Origin of the sequence: Vibrio sp. SCSIO 43155 (assembly GCF_023716605.1) — a bacterium.
Classification (GTDB): domain Bacteria; phylum Pseudomonadota; class Gammaproteobacteria; order Enterobacterales; family Vibrionaceae; genus Vibrio; species Vibrio harveyi.
This window is the reverse complement of the sequence record NZ_CP071852.1, coordinates 16,534-34,267: the sequence shown is the minus strand read 5'-3', so window position 1 is coordinate 34,267 and position 17,734 is coordinate 16,534. Positions and strand designations below refer to the sequence as shown.

Here is a 17,734-nt window from a genome sequence, read left to right as displayed (position 1 = left end):
AACAAAAAAGGCTTGGTCAACGGCGACCAAGCCTTTTAATTAGATGTTGTGTTTTATGTTGTATTTATTGACCCCAGTCTGTCTGGAGTTCTTATCTGCTTTGCTTTAATGCAATTACGCAGACTGTATATTCGAAGCTAAGAGCTTTAGTCCCTTAAACGAATTGCGCTGAATTAAGGTTTCATTTCTAGGAGAAGGCGCGGAGTTTACGATAGTAAATGAGCACCTTCGACACCGAAATGGAACCTTAAGGCAAGTAATTAGCCGCCTACAGCGATGTTCTTCATATCAGTCATATACCCACGTAGCTCTTCACCAATGTACTCCACTGGGTGGTTACGGATAGCATCATTTACAGCGATAAGAGTCGCGTTATCTACTTGGTTAGAAGTTTCACCTAGACCCTTACCAATTACGTCAGTATTTACTGCTGGCATAAACTTCTCACGTAGAAGCGGTGTTGCTACGTTAGCGAACAGGTAGTTACCGTATTCCGCAGTGTCTGAGATAACCACGTTCATCTCGTATAAACGCTTACGTGCGATAGTGTTCGCGATCAGCGGTAGCTCGTGTAGAGACTCGTAGTAAGCAGACTCATCGATAATGCCAGATGCTGTCATTGCTTCGAACGCTAGCTCAACACCAGCACGAACCATAGCAACCATCAGGATACCGTTGTCGAAGTACTCTTGCTCAGAGATTTCTACGTCAGTTTCTGGGTAGTTTTCGAAAGCAGTTTCACCCGTTTCTGCACGCCAGCCTAGTAGGTTTGCATCGTCGTTTGCCCAGTCAGCCATCATTGTGCTAGAGAAGTGACCTGTGATGATGTCATCCATGTGCTTGTTGTATAGCGGACGCATCAGCTCTTTTAGCTCTTCAGAAAGCTCAAATGCTTTTACTTTTGCTGGGTTTGATAGACGATCCATCATGTGAGTGATACCACCAAACTTCAGTGCTTCAGTGATGGTTTCCCAACCGTATTGAAGAAGCTTACCTGCGTAGCCTGGATCGATACCATCAGCAATCATCTTCTCGTAACATACGATAGAACCAGCCTGTAGCATGCCGCAAAGGATAGTTTGCTCACCCATTAGGTCAGATTTCACCTCAGCAACAAAAGAAGACTCTAGACAGCCGGCACGGTGACCACCTGTTGCTGCTGCCCAAGCTTTCGCGATATCCCAACCTTCACCTTTAGGGTCATTCTCTGGATGAACAGCGATAAGAGTCGGTACACCGAAGCCACGCTTGTATTCTTCACGGACTTCCGTACCCGGACATTTAGGCGCAACCATTACTACCGTTAGGTCTTTACGGATTTGCATGCCTTCTTCAACAACGTTGAAACCGTGTGAGTAGCCTAGTGCTGCGCCTTCTTTCATCAACGGCATTACCGTCTCAACAACGTTTGTGTGTTGCTTATCTGGAGTAAGGTTTACGACTAGGTCAGCTTGTGGAATTAGCGTTTCGTAGCTACCCACTTCAAAGCCGTTGTCTTTTGCGTTTTTGAATGACTGGCGTTGCTCATCAATTGCCGCTTGGCGAAGTGCGTAAGCTACGTCTAGACCAGAATCGCGCATGTTTAGACCTTGGTTAAGACCTTGAGCACCACAACCTACGATGACCACTTTCTTACCTTTTAAGTAATCTGCTTCTGATGCGAATTCTTCGCGGTCCATAAAGCGACAACGACCAAGTTGGTCCAATTGCTCACGCAAGTTTAGGGTATTGAAATAGTTAGCCATCTGGGTGCTCCTTAACATTCTTCCATAGAGGTCGGTACTTGTGTTACCGAATGAGTTCATACTAAAACAGACATTCTGTTGCTGAAAGTGATATATTCACAATTACTTATTGCAATTAATGCAACATGGAAGTGAAGATTTAATGAACATCAAAAGCCTGCAGTTATTCATTCATCTATGTGATAGTAAGAGCTTCGCTAAGACAGCGGCGGCAATGCATATCAGCCCTTCTGCACTAAGCCGGCAGATCCAGAAATTGGAAGAAGAAACGCATCAACAGCTGTTCTTGCGTGATAACCGAAGTGTCGAATTAACGGTTCAAGGAAAGAAGCTATTACCTGTTGCACTAAAGATCTTAGGGGAATGGCAGCAATACCAAAGTTACGTCAAAGGAACGGAAGACGAGTTAAAAGGGGAGATACGTTTATTTTGCTCGGTAACGGCAAGTTATAGCCACCTCCCAGAGCTTATTTCCGAATTCCGCATTCAGCATCCATTTATCGAATTCAAACTCTCTACTGGCGACCCAGCGCAAGCCATCGATAAAATATTGGCAGATGAGGCTGATATCGCGATCTCTGCTAAGCCAGACCAACTGCCAGCTAAAGTCTCCTTTGAACCAATCAGTGAGATTCCCCTATCGGTGATAGCGCCAGTTGGAGTCAGCAGCTTTGCAGAAGAACTGCAGAGAGAAAGTCCGGATTGGTCAACGATCCCTTTTATTCTCCCAGAAGCAGGCACAGCAAGAGAAAGAGCGAATGTTTGGTTCAAGAAAATGAAGATTAAACCAAATATCTACGCACAGGTGGCAGGACATGAAGCCATTGTCAGTATGGTGGCCTTGGGCTGCGGAGTCGGTATTGCACCGGATGTGGTAATCAACAACAGCCCTGTAAGAGAGAAGATAAATAGGCTTAAAGTTTTGCCTATCAAACCATTCGAGCTCGGTGTTTGCTGCATTAGAAGCCAGCTGGAAAACCCTTTGGTTAAAGCACTATGGGAAGTAGCAGAAAGTAAATATATCTCCCTGTAGGCATACATCATTCAAATAAGTATTCGAAGCCCGTTACACAAGTAACGGGCTTTTTAGTTACAGTTAATTTTGAACATAAAATCTAGATCAGCACTAAAGAGCGCAACGTCGCTGTTCATATAACAAAGATAGTACTAGAAAAACGATGAGAGTAAGTAAGCACTTACGTTTAGGGAGTTTTAAGGCTGAGAAAATAGCCAATGATAAAAGATAAATAAGACCTTTATCCCACAGAGTTCGCTATGCTGCAGGCACTGGGCTCTGAGGATATCAGCCCAATCCAAAGGGTGTTTCTCTAAATAAGTGGCAAAACTACAGAGATGCCTAGCTGGACTTGCGCACTCGGCAGGAAAATTATCCTGCTCGAAAACGACAAAACCCAGTCCGGAGACTGGGTTTCTAAATAAGTGGCGGAGCGGACGGGACTCGAACCCGCGACCCCCGGCGTGACAGGCCGGTATTCTAACCAACTGAACTACCGCTCCGCACTGGTTAGACCTAAAGTCTAAGTTTTTGTCTTCACTTTTTCATAAAAAGTGAAAATAAATTTAAAGCCTGGCGATGTCCTACTCTCACATGGGGAAGCCCCACACTACCATCGGCGCTAATTCGTTTCACTTCTGAGTTCGGAATGGAAGTCAGGTGGGTCCAAATCGCTATGGTCGCCAAGCAAATTCTTTAATTCGGAAAACTGATTTAAGTTCTACTTACACACATTCAATGTTCTTACATCGAGTCCATCAAAACCCCTTGGGTGTTGTATGGTTAAGCCTCACGGGCAATTAGTACAGGTTAGCTCAACGCCTCACAACGCTTACACACCCTGCCTATCAACGTTCTAGTCTCGAACAACCCTTTAGGATACTTAAAGTATCAGGGAAGACTCATCTCAGGGCTCGCTTCCCGCTTAGATGCTTTCAGCGGTTATCGATTCCGAACTTAGCTACCGGGCAATGCGTCTGGCGACACAACCCGAACACCAGAGGTTCGTCCACTCCGGTCCTCTCGTACTAGGAGCAGCCCCCTTCAATCTTCCAACGCCCACGGCAGATAGGGACCGAACTGTCTCACGACGTTCTAAACCCAGCTCGCGTACCACTTTAAATGGCGAACAGCCATACCCTTGGGACCGACTTCAGCCCCAGGATGTGATGAGCCGACATCGAGGTGCCAAACACCGCCGTCGATATGAACTCTTGGGCGGTATCAGCCTGTTATCCCCGGAGTACCTTTTATCCGTTGAGCGATGGCCCTTCCATTCAGAACCACCGGATCACTATGACCTGCTTTCGCACCTGCTCGAACCGTCATTCTCGCAGTCAAGCGGGCTTATGCCATTGCACTAACCTCACGATGTCCAACCGTGATTAGCCCACCTTCGTGCTCCTCCGTTACGCTTTGGGAGGAGACCGCCCCAGTCAAACTACCCACCAGGCACTGTCCGCAACCCCGATTAGGGGTCAACGTTAGAACATCAACACTACAAGGGTGGTATTTCAAGGACGGCTCCACACAATCTAGCGACCGTGCTTCAAAGCCTCCCACCTATCCTACACATGTAGGGTCAATGTTCAGTGCCAAGCTGTAGTAAAGGTTCACGGGGTCTTTCCGTCTAGCCGCGGGTACACTGCATCTTCACAGCGATTTCAATTTCACTGAGTCTCGGGTGGAGACAGCGTGGCCATCATTACGCCATTCGTGCAGGTCGGAACTTACCCGACAAGGAATTTCGCTACCTTAGGACCGTTATAGTTACGGCCGCCGTTTACCGGGGCTTCGATCAAGAGCTTCGACCGAAGTCTAACCCCATCAATTAACCTTCCGGCACCGGGCAGGCGTCACACCGTATACGTCATCTTACGATTTTGCACAGTGCTGTGTTTTTAATAAACAGTTGCAGCCACCTGGTATCTGCGACTCTCAATAGCTCCATCCGCGAGGGACTTCACCGTCGAGAGCGTACCTTCTCCCGAAGTTACGGTACCATTTTGCCTAGTTCCTTCACCCGAGTTCTCTCAAGCGCCTTGGTATTCTCTACCCGACCACCTGTGTCGGTTTGGGGTACGATTCCTTACAATCTGAAGCTTAGAGGCTTTTCCTGGAAGCATGGCATCAATGACTTCACTACCGTAGTAGCTCGACGTCGTGTCTCAGCCTTAAAAAGAGCCGGATTTACCTAACTCTTAAGCCTACGCACTTGAACCTGGACAACCGTCGCCAGGCCCACCTAGCCTTCTCCGTCCCCCCATCGCAATTGTAAGAAGTACGGGAATATTAACCCGTTTCCCATCGACTACGCCTTTCGGCCTCGCCTTAGGGGTCGACTTACCCTGCCCCGATTAACGTTGGACAGGAACCCTTGGTCTTCCGGCGAGGAGGTTTTTCACCCCCTTTATCGTTACTCATGTCAGCATTCGCACTTCTGATACGTCCAGCATGCGTTACCACACACCTTCAACCGCTTACAGAACGCTCCCCTACCCAATGCACTAAAGTGCATTGCCGCAGCTTCGGTTTACTACTTAGCCCCGTTACATCTTCCGCGCAGGCCGACTCGACCAGTGAGCTATTACGCTTTCTTTAAATGATGGCTGCTTCTAAGCCAACATCCTGGCTGTCTGAGCCTTCCCACATCGTTTCCCACTTAGTAGTAATTTGGGACCTTAGCTGGCGGTCTGGGTTGTTTCCCTCTCCACGACGGACGTTAGCACCCGCCGTGTGTCTCCCGGATAGTACTTACTGGTATTCGGAGTTTGCAAAGGGTTGGTAAGTCGGGATGACCCCCTAGCCTTAACAGTGCTCTACCCCAGTAGTATTCGTCCGAGGCGCTACCTAAATAGCTTTCGGGAGAACCAGCTATCTCCAGGTTTGATTGGCCTTTCACCCCTAGCCACAAGTCATCCGCTAATTTTTCAACATTAGTCGGTTCGGTCCTCCAGTTGATGTTACTCAACCTTCAACCTGCCCATGGCTAGATCACCTGGTTTCGGGTCTATATCCAGAGACTGAACGCCCAGTTAAGACTCGGTTTCCCTACGGCTCCCCTAGATGGTTAACCTTGCCACTGAATATAAGTCGCTGACCCATTATACAAAAGGTACGCAGTCACACCACGAAGGTGCTCCTACTGCTTGTACGTACACGGTTTCAGGTTCTATTTCACTCCCCTCACAGGGGTTCTTTTCGCCTTTCCCTCACGGTACTGGTTCACTATCGGTCAGTCAGTAGTATTTAGCCTTGGAGGATGGTCCCCCCATATTCAGACAGGATATCACGTGTCCCGCCCTACTCGATTTCACTTTAAATGCGTTGCCGGTTACGGGGCTATCACCCTGTATCGCACAACTTTCCAGAAGTTTCACCTGACGCATAAAAAGCTTAAGGGCTAGTCCAATTTCGCTCGCCGCTACTTTCGGAATCTCGGTTGATTTCTTTTCCTCGGGGTACTTAGATGTTTCAGTTCCCCCGGTTCGCCTCGCTGCGCTATGTATTCACGCAGCGATACTTACTTATGTAAGTGGGTTTCCCCATTCGGAAATCCCAGACTCAAGTGGTTTTTACTACCTAATCTGGGCTTATCGCAAGTTAATACGTCCTTCATCGCCTCTGACTGCCAAGGCATCCACCGTGTACGCTTAGTCACTTAACCATACAACCCGAAGGAGTTTCGAGTTGCCAATTTACTTTCACTTTAAAAAGTGAAAACAAACGGTCAAATCACCAAAGTTGTCTCTCATTATTTGAATGAGCGAGAGACATTTCGATTTTGCCGGACTCAATTTCGAATAATCACTTAAAAGTGATATTCCCAAGAACACTTGAATGTGTTGTATTGGTGTTTGTCATAAAGACAAACATTGAGAACTTTACAAACAAACTTAAAAGTTTGTTTTGTCAGCTTTCCAAATTGTTAAAGAGCTAATCACTTCTAATGAAGTAACCATTTTTAAAAGCACTCATCGAATGCGCTTAAAGATGGTGGGCGATACCGGGCTCGAACCAGTGACCCCCTGCTTGTAAGGCAGGTGCTCTCCCAACTGAGCTAATCGCCCACATTAGTTTTACGTCTCGTGGTAGACGTCTCGAATGGTGGAGCTATGCGGGATCGAACCGCAGACCTCCTGCGTGCAAGGCAGGCGCTCTCCCAGCTGAGCTATAGCCCCATCGAGAAATGGTGGGTCGTGCAGGATTCGAACCTGCGACCAATTGATTAAAAGTCAACTGCTCTACCAACTGAGCTAACGACCCAATGGTATCCCGTAGGGGAGTCGAACCCCTGTTACCGCCGTGAAAGGGCGGTGTCCTAGGCCTCTAGACGAACGGGACACTGGATTGAAGAGTTTGGGAACTCTTCCTCTCTTTACTTTATAAACCGTATCAATCTGTGTGGACACTCATCGTGAGTAATCATCGTATAAGGAGGTGATCCAGCGCCAGGTTCCCCTAGCGCTACCTTGTTACGACTTCACCCCAGTCATGAACCACAAAGTGGTAAGCGTCCTCCCGAAGGTTAAACTACCTACTTCTTTTGCAGCCCACTCCCATGGTGTGACGGGCGGTGTGTACAAGGCCCGGGAACGTATTCACCGTGGCATTCTGATCCACGATTACTAGCGATTCCGACTTCACGGAGTCGAGTTGCAGACTCCGATCCGGACTACGACGCACTTTTTGGGATTCGCTCACTCTCGCAAGTTGGCGCCCTCTGTATGCGCCATTGTAGCACGTGTGTAGCCCTACTCGTAAGGGCCATGATGACTTGACGTCGTCCCCACCTTCCTCCGGTTTATCACCGGCAGTCTCCCTGGAGTTCCCACCCGAAGTGCTGGCAAACAAGGATAAGGGTTGCGCTCGTTGCGGGACTTAACCCAACATTTCACAACACGAGCTGACGACAGCCATGCAGCACCTGTCTCAGAGTTCCCGAAGGCACCAATCCATCTCTGGAAGTTCTCTGGATGTCAAGAGTAGGTAAGGTTCTTCGCGTTGCATCGAATTAAACCACATGCTCCACCGCTTGTGCGGGCCCCCGTCAATTCATTTGAGTTTTAATCTTGCGACCGTACTCCCCAGGCGGTCTACTTAACGCGTTAGCTCCGAAAGCCACGGCTCAAGGCCACAACCTCCAAGTAGACATCGTTTACGGCGTGGACTACCAGGGTATCTAATCCTGTTTGCTCCCCACGCTTTCGCATCTGAGTGTCAGTATCTGTCCAGGGGGCCGCCTTCGCCACCGGTATTCCTTCAGATCTCTACGCATTTCACCGCTACACCTGAAATTCTACCCCCCTCTACAGTACTCTAGTCTGCCAGTTTCAAATGCTATTCCGAGGTTGAGCCCCGGGCTTTCACATCTGACTTAACAAACCACCTGCATGCGCTTTACGCCCAGTAATTCCGATTAACGCTCGCACCCTCCGTATTACCGCGGCTGCTGGCACGGAGTTAGCCGGTGCTTCTTCTGTCGCTAACGTCAAATAATGCAGCTATTAACTACACTACCTTCCTCACGACTGAAAGTGCTTTACAACCCGAAGGCCTTCTTCACACACGCGGCATGGCTGCATCAGGCTTGCGCCCATTGTGCAATATTCCCCACTGCTGCCTCCCGTAGGAGTCTGGACCGTGTCTCAGTTCCAGTGTGGCTGATCATCCTCTCAGACCAGCTAGGGATCGTCGCCTTGGTGAGCCATTACCTCACCAACTAGCTAATCCCACCTAGGCATATCCTGACGCGAGAGGCCCGAAGGTCCCCCTCTTTGACCCGTAGGTATTATGCGGTATTAGCCATCGTTTCCAATGGTTATCCCCCACATCAGGGCAATTTCCTAGGCATTACTCACCCGTCCGCCGCTCGACGCCGTTATCGTTCCCCGAAGGTTCAGATAACTCGTTTCCGCTCGACTTGCATGTGTTAGGCCTGCCGCCAGCGTTCAATCTGAGCCATGATCAAACTCTTCAATTTAAGATTTTGTTCGGCTCAATGAATACTGAACATTACATAAGTAATGTTTGAATTGACTGTGCTGAATCTTTCGATTCAATGGTCACTTCGTTTCATTGAAACCTAATTTGATACCGAAGTATCTAATTGGATTATCATCAACGAGTGCCCACACAGATTGATAGGTCTATATTGTTAAAGAGCTTTCCTATTGAGCTTTGCTCAAATCGGATGGCCATTTTAGCGAGTTAAAGTTTAGTGTCAATCACTTTTTTCAAACTTTTTATCAAGCGTTTCCGCTCGGCTAATTGGCTTGCTAACTTGACCTCGTTTCTTTCGAAGCGTTGCCGTGTCAGCGAGGTGGCATTATAGAGATTGCGATCACATTGGCAAGCCCTTTTTCTCGTTTTTTTTGATTTTTTTATCGTTCGGATAAATTTGCATCAAAAGCGTTCAAAAGAGCACGTTATTTCTACAGTTCTTTGAATTTATCTGCGAAAAGAGCCACTTTTTCCCAATTGGTGTATTCCACTTCTTTGGTCGTATCGGTTTCGCCCCCAGTCATCGACATAATGAACTTAATCATAGTTTTGTCGAACCAACCATAACGAGGATAATAAAGAGCACCAGCAAAAACACCAATTAAGATTGGTTTCCAAGGCGACTTGGTCAGGAACTTACGAATGTAAGCGCTACCCTCTGGCGTATCTTTTCCTTGGTCTTCTTTGCGAGCAGTTAGGTTTACGCAGAAAAATGCCACTTTACTTTGTTCAAGTTGATTGAGGTTTCGCTCAATAAACTGGTACAGCTTCTTATTAAGATGACCATAACGAATAGAGGCTCCAATCAATACTCTGTCGTATTGGCTGAAATCAATCGTCTCTACACTATGTAAATCCACCAGCTCGCAATCGAACTCTAATAGCTGCTCATCTATATAGTGGAGAATTTTTTTAGTCTGCCCTTCTCGGGAAGAATATAGAAATAATGCTTTTGCCACAATTTCCCCTTAACTGCGCCAAAACGTCGGCGTAAGTAAAATAAGTAAGGTAAAGATTTCCAAACGACCAAACAGCATAGAAACAATCAATACCCATTTTGCTTTGTCATTAACATCACCAAAGTGAAGTGCTACTTCCCCTAAGCCAGGACCGAGGTTGTTCAGAGTCGCAGCTACCGCCGAGAACGCACTTAGCTCATCCATGCCAGTCGCAATCAACCCCAGCATACAAACCACAAATACGAGCGCGTACGCAGAGAAGAATCCCCAAACCGCATCAACAACACGCTGCGGTAGCGCACTGCCACCCACTTTGATGGTGTACACCGCACGAGGGTGCACCAAACGCTTCAGCTCACGAGCACCTTGTAAGGTCAGTAGCAGAATACGGATCACTTTCATGCCACCACCAGTCGAACCAGCACAACCACCGATGAAAGAAGAGAACAATAACAACACTGGCAAGAACAACGGCCAATCAGCAAAGCCGGTTGTAGTAAAACCTGCAGTAGTAGAGATTGACACAGTTTGGAACAAGGCTTGGTCGAAGGCATCATAAGGAGAGTCATACGAGTGATGATTCAATAATAATAAGAAGCAAACCAAGAACAGAACCACTTGAATAAAGATAAACGCGCGAAACTCTGGGTCTTTCCAATAGTATTTAGGATGCACGCCACCAGACGCAAACGCGGCAAAGTGCAAAGAATAGTTACATGCCGAGATTAACAAGAAGACAACGGTAATCATGTTAATGGCATAACTATCGAAATAGCCCATGCTGGCATCGTGCGTAGAGAAACCACCGATGGCAATCGTGGAGAAGCTATGACTAATGGCATCAAACGGCGTCATGCCTGCTAGCCAAAATGCTACGGCACATGCGATAGTCAAACTCAAGTAGATGTACCACAGAGCTTTTGCTGTCTCAGCAATACGTGGGGTCATCTTAGTATCTTTTACGGGTCCTGGTATTTCAGCTCTATACAACTGCATACCACCGATACCAAGAACAGGAAGAATGGCTACCGCCAATACGATGATACCCATACCGCCAAACCACTGTAGAAGTTGGCGATAAAAGAGAATCGCTTTTGGCAACTCGTCGAGCCCGACGATCACCGTCGCACCTGTTGTCGTTAAAGCAGAGAAGGACTCAAAAAAAGCGTCAGTCACAGATACATTGGGGTTATCTGAGATCAGAAAAGGGATCGAGCCAGCACTGCCAAGTACAGTCCAGAAAAGAACAACAATAAGGAAGCCATCACGCGCTTTAAGCTCGTGTTTGTGCCTGCGGTTTGGGAACCAACAGATCCCACCGCATACAAGAAGTACGAAGAAAGTCGTGACAAAAGGTACACCCGCACCATCTCGATAGATAAGCGCAACTAGCGCAGGCGCGAGCATTGTGACACTAAAAAGTGCGAGCAATAGCCCGACGATTCGAATAATTGAACGAAATTGCATGGATTGATTGACTAGCGAAGCTGTCCCTGTGGCTTCCTATTTTTCATTATTGTCCGTCTAGTGGGGTGACAATTGCCTTTGCACCACTTTTGTTGATGATAGCTTGGGTAAACGCGCTCACTTCACGTAGCTCAATTTCCACCACTAATACCACCTGATCGCTGTATTCAGCATCCACTTCAACCGCACCAAACTGGGGCATAAGCGACTGTGCGATAGGCATAAACCCATAGTCTAACTCTAGTCGGAGTTTTGTGGTTATTTTTTTCTCAATTGTTTGAAGCAGCTTGAGCGCTTGTTGCACGCCGCCACCATAGGCTTTGACCAAACCACCTGTACCAAGCTTAATGCCGCCAGAATATCGAGTCACTACAGCGGTAATCTCTCCAACTCCAGAGCCAGACAGCTGAGCAAGGATTGGTTTACCTGCTGTCCCTGAAGGTTCTCCATCATCACTAAAGCCCCACTTCATCGAATCTTCTGGTCGACCAGCAACAAATCCCCAGCAGTTGTGTCTTGCATCAGCATGCTTGGTTTTGATCTGCTCAACGAATGCTTTCGCCGCTTCCACGCTTGGCGTATGTGCTAAGTAAGTAATAAAGACACTCTTTTTGATCTCTTCTTCAAATTGAGTAGGCTGAGCAGGAATCAGATAAGGCAGGTCATTCATAGGATTAAGTCACTTTTCTCTTTGTCTAAAGTCTATCACGAGAGGTAATTGTGAGTCGCATAAGATCTGCCTTAGCGCACAATGTTAAACACTTGTTTAAAAAATGTATTGAAATTAACCAATCCGAAGTCCAAACTAACTTAACTGGTCTAACCAGAACAATAAATAAAACGACTTTCCTCTATATCTATTTGCTGCCCTACAGGCGCTCAGCCCGCATCAAATTGGTATACAGACAATCCAAGATTGTATGTCATGGATAGACAATGATTTACCAAGCCGAAACCCTACAGGTAAAGGAAGTACAAGATGGTATTGCAGAACTAAGCTTCTGCTCTCCAAAATCCGTTAACAAACTCGACCTAGCGACACTAGAGTCACTCGACAAAGCCCTTGATGCACTAAAAGCGCACCAAGGCCTGAAGGGCTTGATGCTCACCTCAGATAAAGACGCGTTCATTGTTGGCGCTGATATCACCGAATTCTTAGGTCTTTTCGCTAAGACAGACGCTGAACTCGATCAGTGGCTACAATTTGCTAACAGCATCTTCAATAAGCTGGAAGACTTGCCTGTCCCAACTATCTCGGTACTAAAAGGCCACACGTTAGGTGGCGGCTGTGAATGCGTACTTGCAACCGACATGAGAATTGGTGACAAGACCACCAGCATCGGTCTACCAGAAACAAAACTGGGCATCATGCCGGGCTTTGGTGGTTGTGTGCGTCTGCCACGAGTTATCGGTGCCGATAGTGCGATGGAAGTGATCACTCAAGGAAAAGCGTGTCGTGCGGATGAAGCGTTAAAGATTGGTCTTCTGGATGCGGTTGTTGATACCGACACACTTTACGAGTCAGCACTCAAGACACTGACCTCGGCAATCAACGAGAAGTTGGACTGGCAAGCTCGTCGCAAGCAAAAGACATCACCTCTAACGCTAAGTAAGCTTGAATCAATGATGAGCTTCACCATGGCGAAGGGTCTGGTGGCACAAAAAGCGGGTCCTCACTACCCCGCTCCAATGACAGCCGTTATTACTATTGAAGAAGGCGCTCGTTTCGCTCGTAACGAAGCACTCGACATTGAACGTAAGCACTTCGTAAAACTGGCTAAGTCTGAAGAAGCAAAATCACTGGTTGGCTTGTTCCTCAACGACCAATACATCAAAGGGCTTGCTAAAAAATCAGCGAAGTCAGCGAGTAAAGACACGCAACGTGCGGCTGTGCTTGGTGCGGGCATTATGGGCGGCGGCATCGCCTACCAATCGGCATTAAAAGGCGTACCGGTGTTAATGAAAGACATCGCGCAACCTTCACTCGATTTAGGCATGACTGAAGCATCTAAGCTGCTAAATAAACGCTTATCTCGTGGTCGCATTGATGGCTTTAAGATGGCTGGTATTTTAGCGTCTATCACACCAAGCCTACATTACGCAGGCATTGAAGAATCAGACGTGATTGTTGAAGCCGTAGTAGAAAACCCGAAAGTAAAAGCAGCAGTTTTGAGTGAAGTCGAATCGCATGTCGGTGACGATACCGTTATTACCTCAAACACCTCGACAATTCCTATCAACCTGTTGGCAAAATCGCTAAAACGCCCAGAAAACTTCTGTGGCATGCACTTTTTCAACCCAGTGCACCGCATGCCTCTTGTTGAGATCATCCGTGGTGAACATACCTCTGATGAAACCATAAATCGCGTTGTTGCGTACGCAGCGAAAATGGGCAAATCACCAATTGTCGTTAATGACTGCCCTGGGTTCTTTGTAAACCGCGTATTGTTCCCATACTTTGGTGGCTTCAGCATGCTACTTCGCGATGGCGCTGACTTTACGAAAATCGACAAAATCATGGAACGTAAGTTTGGCTGGCCGATGGGACCTGCATACTTGCTCGATGTTGTTGGTATTGATACTGCTCACCACGCACAAGCCGTTATGGCACAAGGATTCCCTGAGCGTATGGGCAAACAAGGTCGTGACGCAATAGATGCGCTGTTCGAAGCAGATAAATACGGCCAGAAGAATGGCAATGGCTTCTACAGCTACACCATTGATAGAAAAGGTAAGCCTAAGAAAACCTTCTCTGAAGAAATCTTGCCGGTACTCGCTGACGTTTGTGCCGATAAACAGGACTTTGACGAACAAACCATCATTCAACGTATGATGATTCCAATGATCAACGAAGTGGTACTGTGTCTACAAGAAGGCATCATTGCCACTCCACAAGAAGCGGATATGGCACTGGTTTACGGTCTTGGCTTCCCTCCATTCCGCGGTGGCGTATTCCGCTACCTAGATAGCGTAGGTATTGCTGAGTTTGTTGCAATGGCAAAACAATACTCAGAGCTCGGTGCAATGTACCAAGTACCACAGATGCTGATTGATATGGCGGCGAAAGGTGAAAGCTTTTACGGTGCACAACAGCAAGGTTCTATCTAAGGAGGGATTCTAAAATGACTAATCAAACAAGAAATGTTGTCGTAGTCGATTGTCTACGTACTCCAATGGGTCGCTCTAAAGGTGGTGCTTTCCGTCATACTCGAGCAGAAGATCTATCTGCGCGCCTGATGAAGGGCATTCTTGCGCGTAACCCACAGGTTAACCCAAGTGAGATTGAAGATATCTACTGGGGCTGTGTACAACAAACACTAGAGCAAGGCTTTAACGTTGCTCGTAATGCAGCGCTACTTGCTGGTCTACCAATTGAGATTGGCGCCGTGACGGTGAACCGCTTGTGTGGTTCATCAATGCAAGCGCTTCACGACGGTACACGTGCCATCATGACAGGTGACGCTGAAATCTGCCTAATTGGTGGTGTTGAGCACATGGGACACGTACCAATGAACCACGGCGTGGACTTCCACCCCGGCATGTCAAAGACAGTTGCAAAAGCAGCAGGCATGATGGGCTTAACCGCAGAAATGCTTGGTAAGCTGCATGGCATTAGCCGTGAGCAACAAGACGAGTTTGCTGCACGTTCTCATGCTCGTGCACATGCTGCAACGGTAGAGGGTCGTTTTAAAAACGAAATCCTACCAATTGAAGGGCATGCCGCTGACGGCACGCTGTTCACTCTGGATTACGATGAAGTGATTCGCCCTGAAACATCCGTTGAAGGTCTGTCTCAACTTCGTCCTGTTTTCGACCCAGCAAACGGTACAGTAACAGCGGGCACATCATCGGCGCTGTCTGATGGTGCTTCCGCGATGTTGATCATGAGTGAAGAGAAAGCTAATGAACTTGGCTTGAAGATTCGAGCACGCATTAAAGGTATGGCCATTGCGGGCTGTGATCCTTCTATCATGGGTTACGGTCCTGTACCTGCGACGCAAAAAGCACTCAAGCGTGCAGGTCTTTCAATTGAAGACATGGATGTAGTTGAGCTAAACGAAGCATTTGCCGCGCAGTCTCTACCATGTGCTAAAGACTTGGGTCTGCTTGATGTGATGGATGAGAAGGTCAACCTTAACGGTGGTGCGATTGCATTGGGTCACCCACTTGGTTGTTCTGGCTCACGTATCTCGACGACTCTGATTAACCTAATGGAAGCGAAAGACGCGAAATATGGTCTGGCAACCATGTGTATCGGTTTAGGCCAGGGTATTGCGACCGTATTTGAACGACCTTAGGTTATTTGAGAATCACAGCAAATACTCCAATACTGAAAAGTTTTAGGTTTACACTTAAGGGCGGCATCTCATGTCGCCCTTTGTTTTACGCCAAACATTGCTTACATGCACAACAAGCATACATTAAATGCTCAAGTTTCATTTTATTCATAGACAAAGAAGACATACACTTAGCAGCAGTTGATATCTTGCTGCATGTGACCCAGAGTCACGCTACCGCACAATCGGAGAACCTTATGTTTAATGCTCTAGTTCTAAATCAAGAAGACAAACGTACTATCGCTAGCATCGAGCAAATCGATGAAACACAACTGCCTGAAGGCGACGTTCTGATCGACGTTGATTACTCATCGTTGAACTACAAAGACGGTCTTGCAATTACAGGTAAAGGTAAAATCATCCGTAACTTCCCGATGGTGCCGGGTATTGACCTAGCAGGTACGGTAGTAAGCTCAGAAGACGACCGCTACCAAGCAGGCGACAAAGTTGTTCTTACTGGTTGGGGTGTAGGTGAAAACCATTGGGGCGGTATGTCTCAACGTGCTCGTCTAAAAGCGGATTGGCTAGTACCACTACCAAAAGGTCTGGACAGCAAGAAAGCCATGATGGTTGGTACTGCTGGTTTCACTGGCATGCTGTGTGTTCAAGCACTGCTTGATGCAGGCATCAAACCTGAAAATGGTGAAATCCTAGTAACCGGCGCAAGTGGCGGTGTAGGCTCAGTAGCTGTGACGCTTCTAGCACAGCTTGGCTACAAAGTGGCAGCCGTGACAGGTCGTGTTGAACAAAATGGTCCGCTACTAGAAAAGCTAGGAGCTAGCCGCATCATCGACCGTGTTGAGTTTGAAGAACCAGCACGTCCGCTTGAAAAGCAAGTATGGGCAGGTGCGGTTGATACCGTAGGCAGCAAAGTGCTAGCAAAAGTATTGGCGCAAATGGATTACAACAGTGCAGTCGCAGCTTGTGGTCTTGCAGGTGGCTTCGATCTACCGACGACAGTGATGCCATTCATTCTACGTAACGTTCGTCTACAAGGTGTGGATTCTGTTTCATGCCCATTTGAAAAACGTACTGCAGCATGGGAAAAATTGGTAGAACTACTACCAGACAGCTACTTCGAGCAAGCTTGTACTGAAGTAGAGCTAGCAGAAGCACCAAAATACGCTGAAGACATCACAAACGGTCAAGTAACTGGTCGTGTGGTTATCAAGTTATAAGCGTTAACTCTTCGATAGAATAAACAAAGCCGGGTCATTGCCCGGCTTTTTGCTATTTCGATTTTTGGAAAAATCAGTCCAACCCCATATCTTCAATTCGTTTAGCAATAAGACGACTACATTCTTCACGAACTACTGCACGCAACCATTCTTGAGCGGGAGAGTGTTCGCAACGTGCGTGCCAAATCATCGAATATTCAAACGGCGTGAATTGGAATGGTAATGGCTTCACTACTAAGTCATAGCGATCAGCAACCAAGTACGCTAAATCGGCAGGCACGGTAATAATAATTGGCAGAGTATCAACGATCGCCAGCGCCGCTTCCAAGTGATAAGCGCGTAATACCATCTGACGTTGCGGCTTCTCCACCAGCGCTTGTTCAATCAGCGCTTTAACCCCATCACTAATGGCAATCATGGCATGCGGATGACTGAGATAATCATCCAGACTCATCTCTTTCTCAGCTAGCGGATGCTGCTTAGATAGCATACACAACACACCAACTCGCCCTAACACTTCACTGCGTAATGGCTCCACTGGACCTGTTGGACGACAAATCGCTAAGTCCGCGCCTTCATATGTTAATTGATCAGATAAGCGGTCGTGTTGCAGCGGCAAGAAGTTAAACGACACATTCGGTGCTTCTTGATAGATACGCGGCAACGCGAAGGGCAGAATGGTTTGCATCGCGTAATCAGTTGTCGCGATATTAAACGTCTGATCGCAACTGCGTGGATCAAACTCACGTGGAGAAAGCAATTGGCGTAGTGACTCCAAAGGCTCACCCAAAGAACGATCAATTTCTAACGCTTTTTGAGTTGGGATCAAGTGCTGACCTTGACGAGTAAACAGTGGGTCACCAAGCAGATCACGTAAACGCCCTAGCACACGACTCATTGCCGATTGGCTTAAATTGAGGCGAGTTGCTGCTTTACTGACACTGCTCTCTTCAATCAGCACACGTAATGCGACCAATAAATTCAGGTCTCGACGATAGATGTCTTCTAATTCCACGATTTGCCACTTAAC

At 47.3% G+C, this 17,734-nt stretch carries 9 protein-coding genes, 5 tRNA genes and 3 rRNA genes; 4 read left to right on the top strand and 13 right to left on the bottom strand.

Going from position 1 to position 17,734, the window contains the following annotated elements; translation table 11 throughout:
- Positions 1–260: 260 nt before the first annotated feature.
- Positions 261–1,745, bottom strand: a complete 1,485-nt coding sequence (gene ilvC, locus J4N44_RS00150; protein WP_005446356.1) for a ketol-acid reductoisomerase — start codon at positions 1,743–1,745, stop codon at positions 261–263.
- Positions 1,746–1,887: 142 nt separating this feature from the next.
- On the opposite strand from ilvC, the gene ilvY reads away from it, so the two are divergent.
- Positions 1,888–2,778: an HTH-type transcriptional activator IlvY gene (ilvY, locus tag J4N44_RS00145; protein ID WP_252044709.1), complete on the top strand. Its 891-nt coding sequence runs from the start codon at positions 1,888–1,890 to the stop codon at positions 2,776–2,778.
- Between the two features lie 408 nt (positions 2,779–3,186).
- Here the strand turns inward: ilvY and J4N44_RS00140 are convergent.
- From J4N44_RS00140 to J4N44_RS00090, 11 genes are all read right to left on the bottom strand, one after another.
- Positions 3,187–3,263 (bottom strand) — tRNA-Asp (locus tag J4N44_RS00140).
- 68 nt (positions 3,264–3,331) lie between these two features.
- Positions 3,332–3,448 (bottom strand): 5S ribosomal RNA (gene rrf / locus J4N44_RS00135).
- Between the two features lie 91 nt (positions 3,449–3,539).
- Positions 3,540–6,427: ribosomal RNA gene (locus J4N44_RS00130) — 23S ribosomal RNA — on the bottom strand.
- 327 nt (positions 6,428–6,754) lie between these two features.
- A tRNA-Val gene (locus J4N44_RS00125) sits at positions 6,755–6,830 on the bottom strand.
- A 35-nt stretch (positions 6,831–6,865) separates the two neighbouring features.
- Positions 6,866–6,941: transfer RNA gene (locus J4N44_RS00120), tRNA-Ala, on the bottom strand.
- Between the two features lie 9 nt (positions 6,942–6,950).
- Positions 6,951–7,026: transfer RNA gene (locus tag J4N44_RS00115), tRNA-Lys, on the bottom strand.
- A gap of 2 nt (positions 7,027–7,028) precedes the next feature.
- Positions 7,029–7,104, bottom strand: a tRNA-Glu gene (locus J4N44_RS00110).
- Between the two features lie 89 nt (positions 7,105–7,193).
- Positions 7,194–8,743 (bottom strand): 16S ribosomal RNA (locus J4N44_RS00105).
- Together the 16S, 23S and 5S rRNA genes with 5 tRNA genes alongside form the textbook arrangement of a ribosomal RNA operon.
- 451 nt (positions 8,744–9,194) lie before the next feature.
- Positions 9,195–9,722 carry a menaquinone-dependent protoporphyrinogen IX dehydrogenase gene (hemG, locus tag J4N44_RS00100; protein WP_005451088.1) on the bottom strand — a complete coding sequence of 176 codons (528 nt, stop codon included), beginning with the start codon at positions 9,720–9,722 and terminating at the stop codon, positions 9,195–9,197.
- A 9-nt stretch (positions 9,723–9,731) separates the two neighbouring features.
- A complete protein-coding gene (locus J4N44_RS00095) occupies positions 9,732–11,189 on the bottom strand; it encodes a TrkH family potassium uptake protein (RefSeq protein WP_005451087.1) in 1,458 nt (485 codons plus the stop codon).
- Between the two features lie 46 nt (positions 11,190–11,235).
- Positions 11,236–11,859 carry a YigZ family protein gene (locus J4N44_RS00090; protein ID WP_045485546.1) on the bottom strand — a complete coding sequence of 208 codons (624 nt, stop codon included), beginning with the start codon at positions 11,857–11,859 and terminating at the stop codon, positions 11,236–11,238.
- Positions 11,860–12,125: 266 nt separating this feature from the next.
- Here J4N44_RS00090 and fadB point away from each other — a divergent pair, with 266 nt between their 5' ends.
- The 3 genes from fadB to acuI all read left to right on the top strand — a co-directional run bounded on the left by fadB (position 12,126) and on the right by acuI (position 16,704).
- Positions 12,126–14,297, top strand: a complete 2,172-nt coding sequence (gene fadB, locus J4N44_RS00085; protein WP_050902810.1) for a fatty acid oxidation complex subunit alpha FadB — start codon at positions 12,126–12,128, stop codon at positions 14,295–14,297.
- Between the two features lie 14 nt (positions 14,298–14,311).
- Positions 14,312–15,487, top strand: a complete 1,176-nt coding sequence (gene fadA / locus J4N44_RS00080) for an acetyl-CoA C-acyltransferase FadA (RefSeq protein ID WP_005426042.1) — start codon at positions 14,312–14,314, stop codon at positions 15,485–15,487.
- Positions 15,488–15,723: 236 nt separating this feature from the next.
- Positions 15,724–16,704 carry an acrylyl-CoA reductase (NADPH) gene (gene acuI, locus J4N44_RS00075; RefSeq protein WP_005451082.1) on the top strand — a complete coding sequence of 327 codons (981 nt, stop codon included), beginning with the start codon at positions 15,724–15,726 and terminating at the stop codon, positions 16,702–16,704.
- A gap of 73 nt (positions 16,705–16,777) precedes the next feature.
- Here the strand turns inward: acuI and J4N44_RS00070 are convergent, their stop codons facing one another.
- Entirely contained in the window at positions 16,778–17,719 is a 942-nt protein-coding gene (locus J4N44_RS00070; protein WP_009699107.1) for a LysR family transcriptional regulator, read from the bottom strand.
- Between the last annotated feature and the right edge of the window lie 15 nt (positions 17,720–17,734).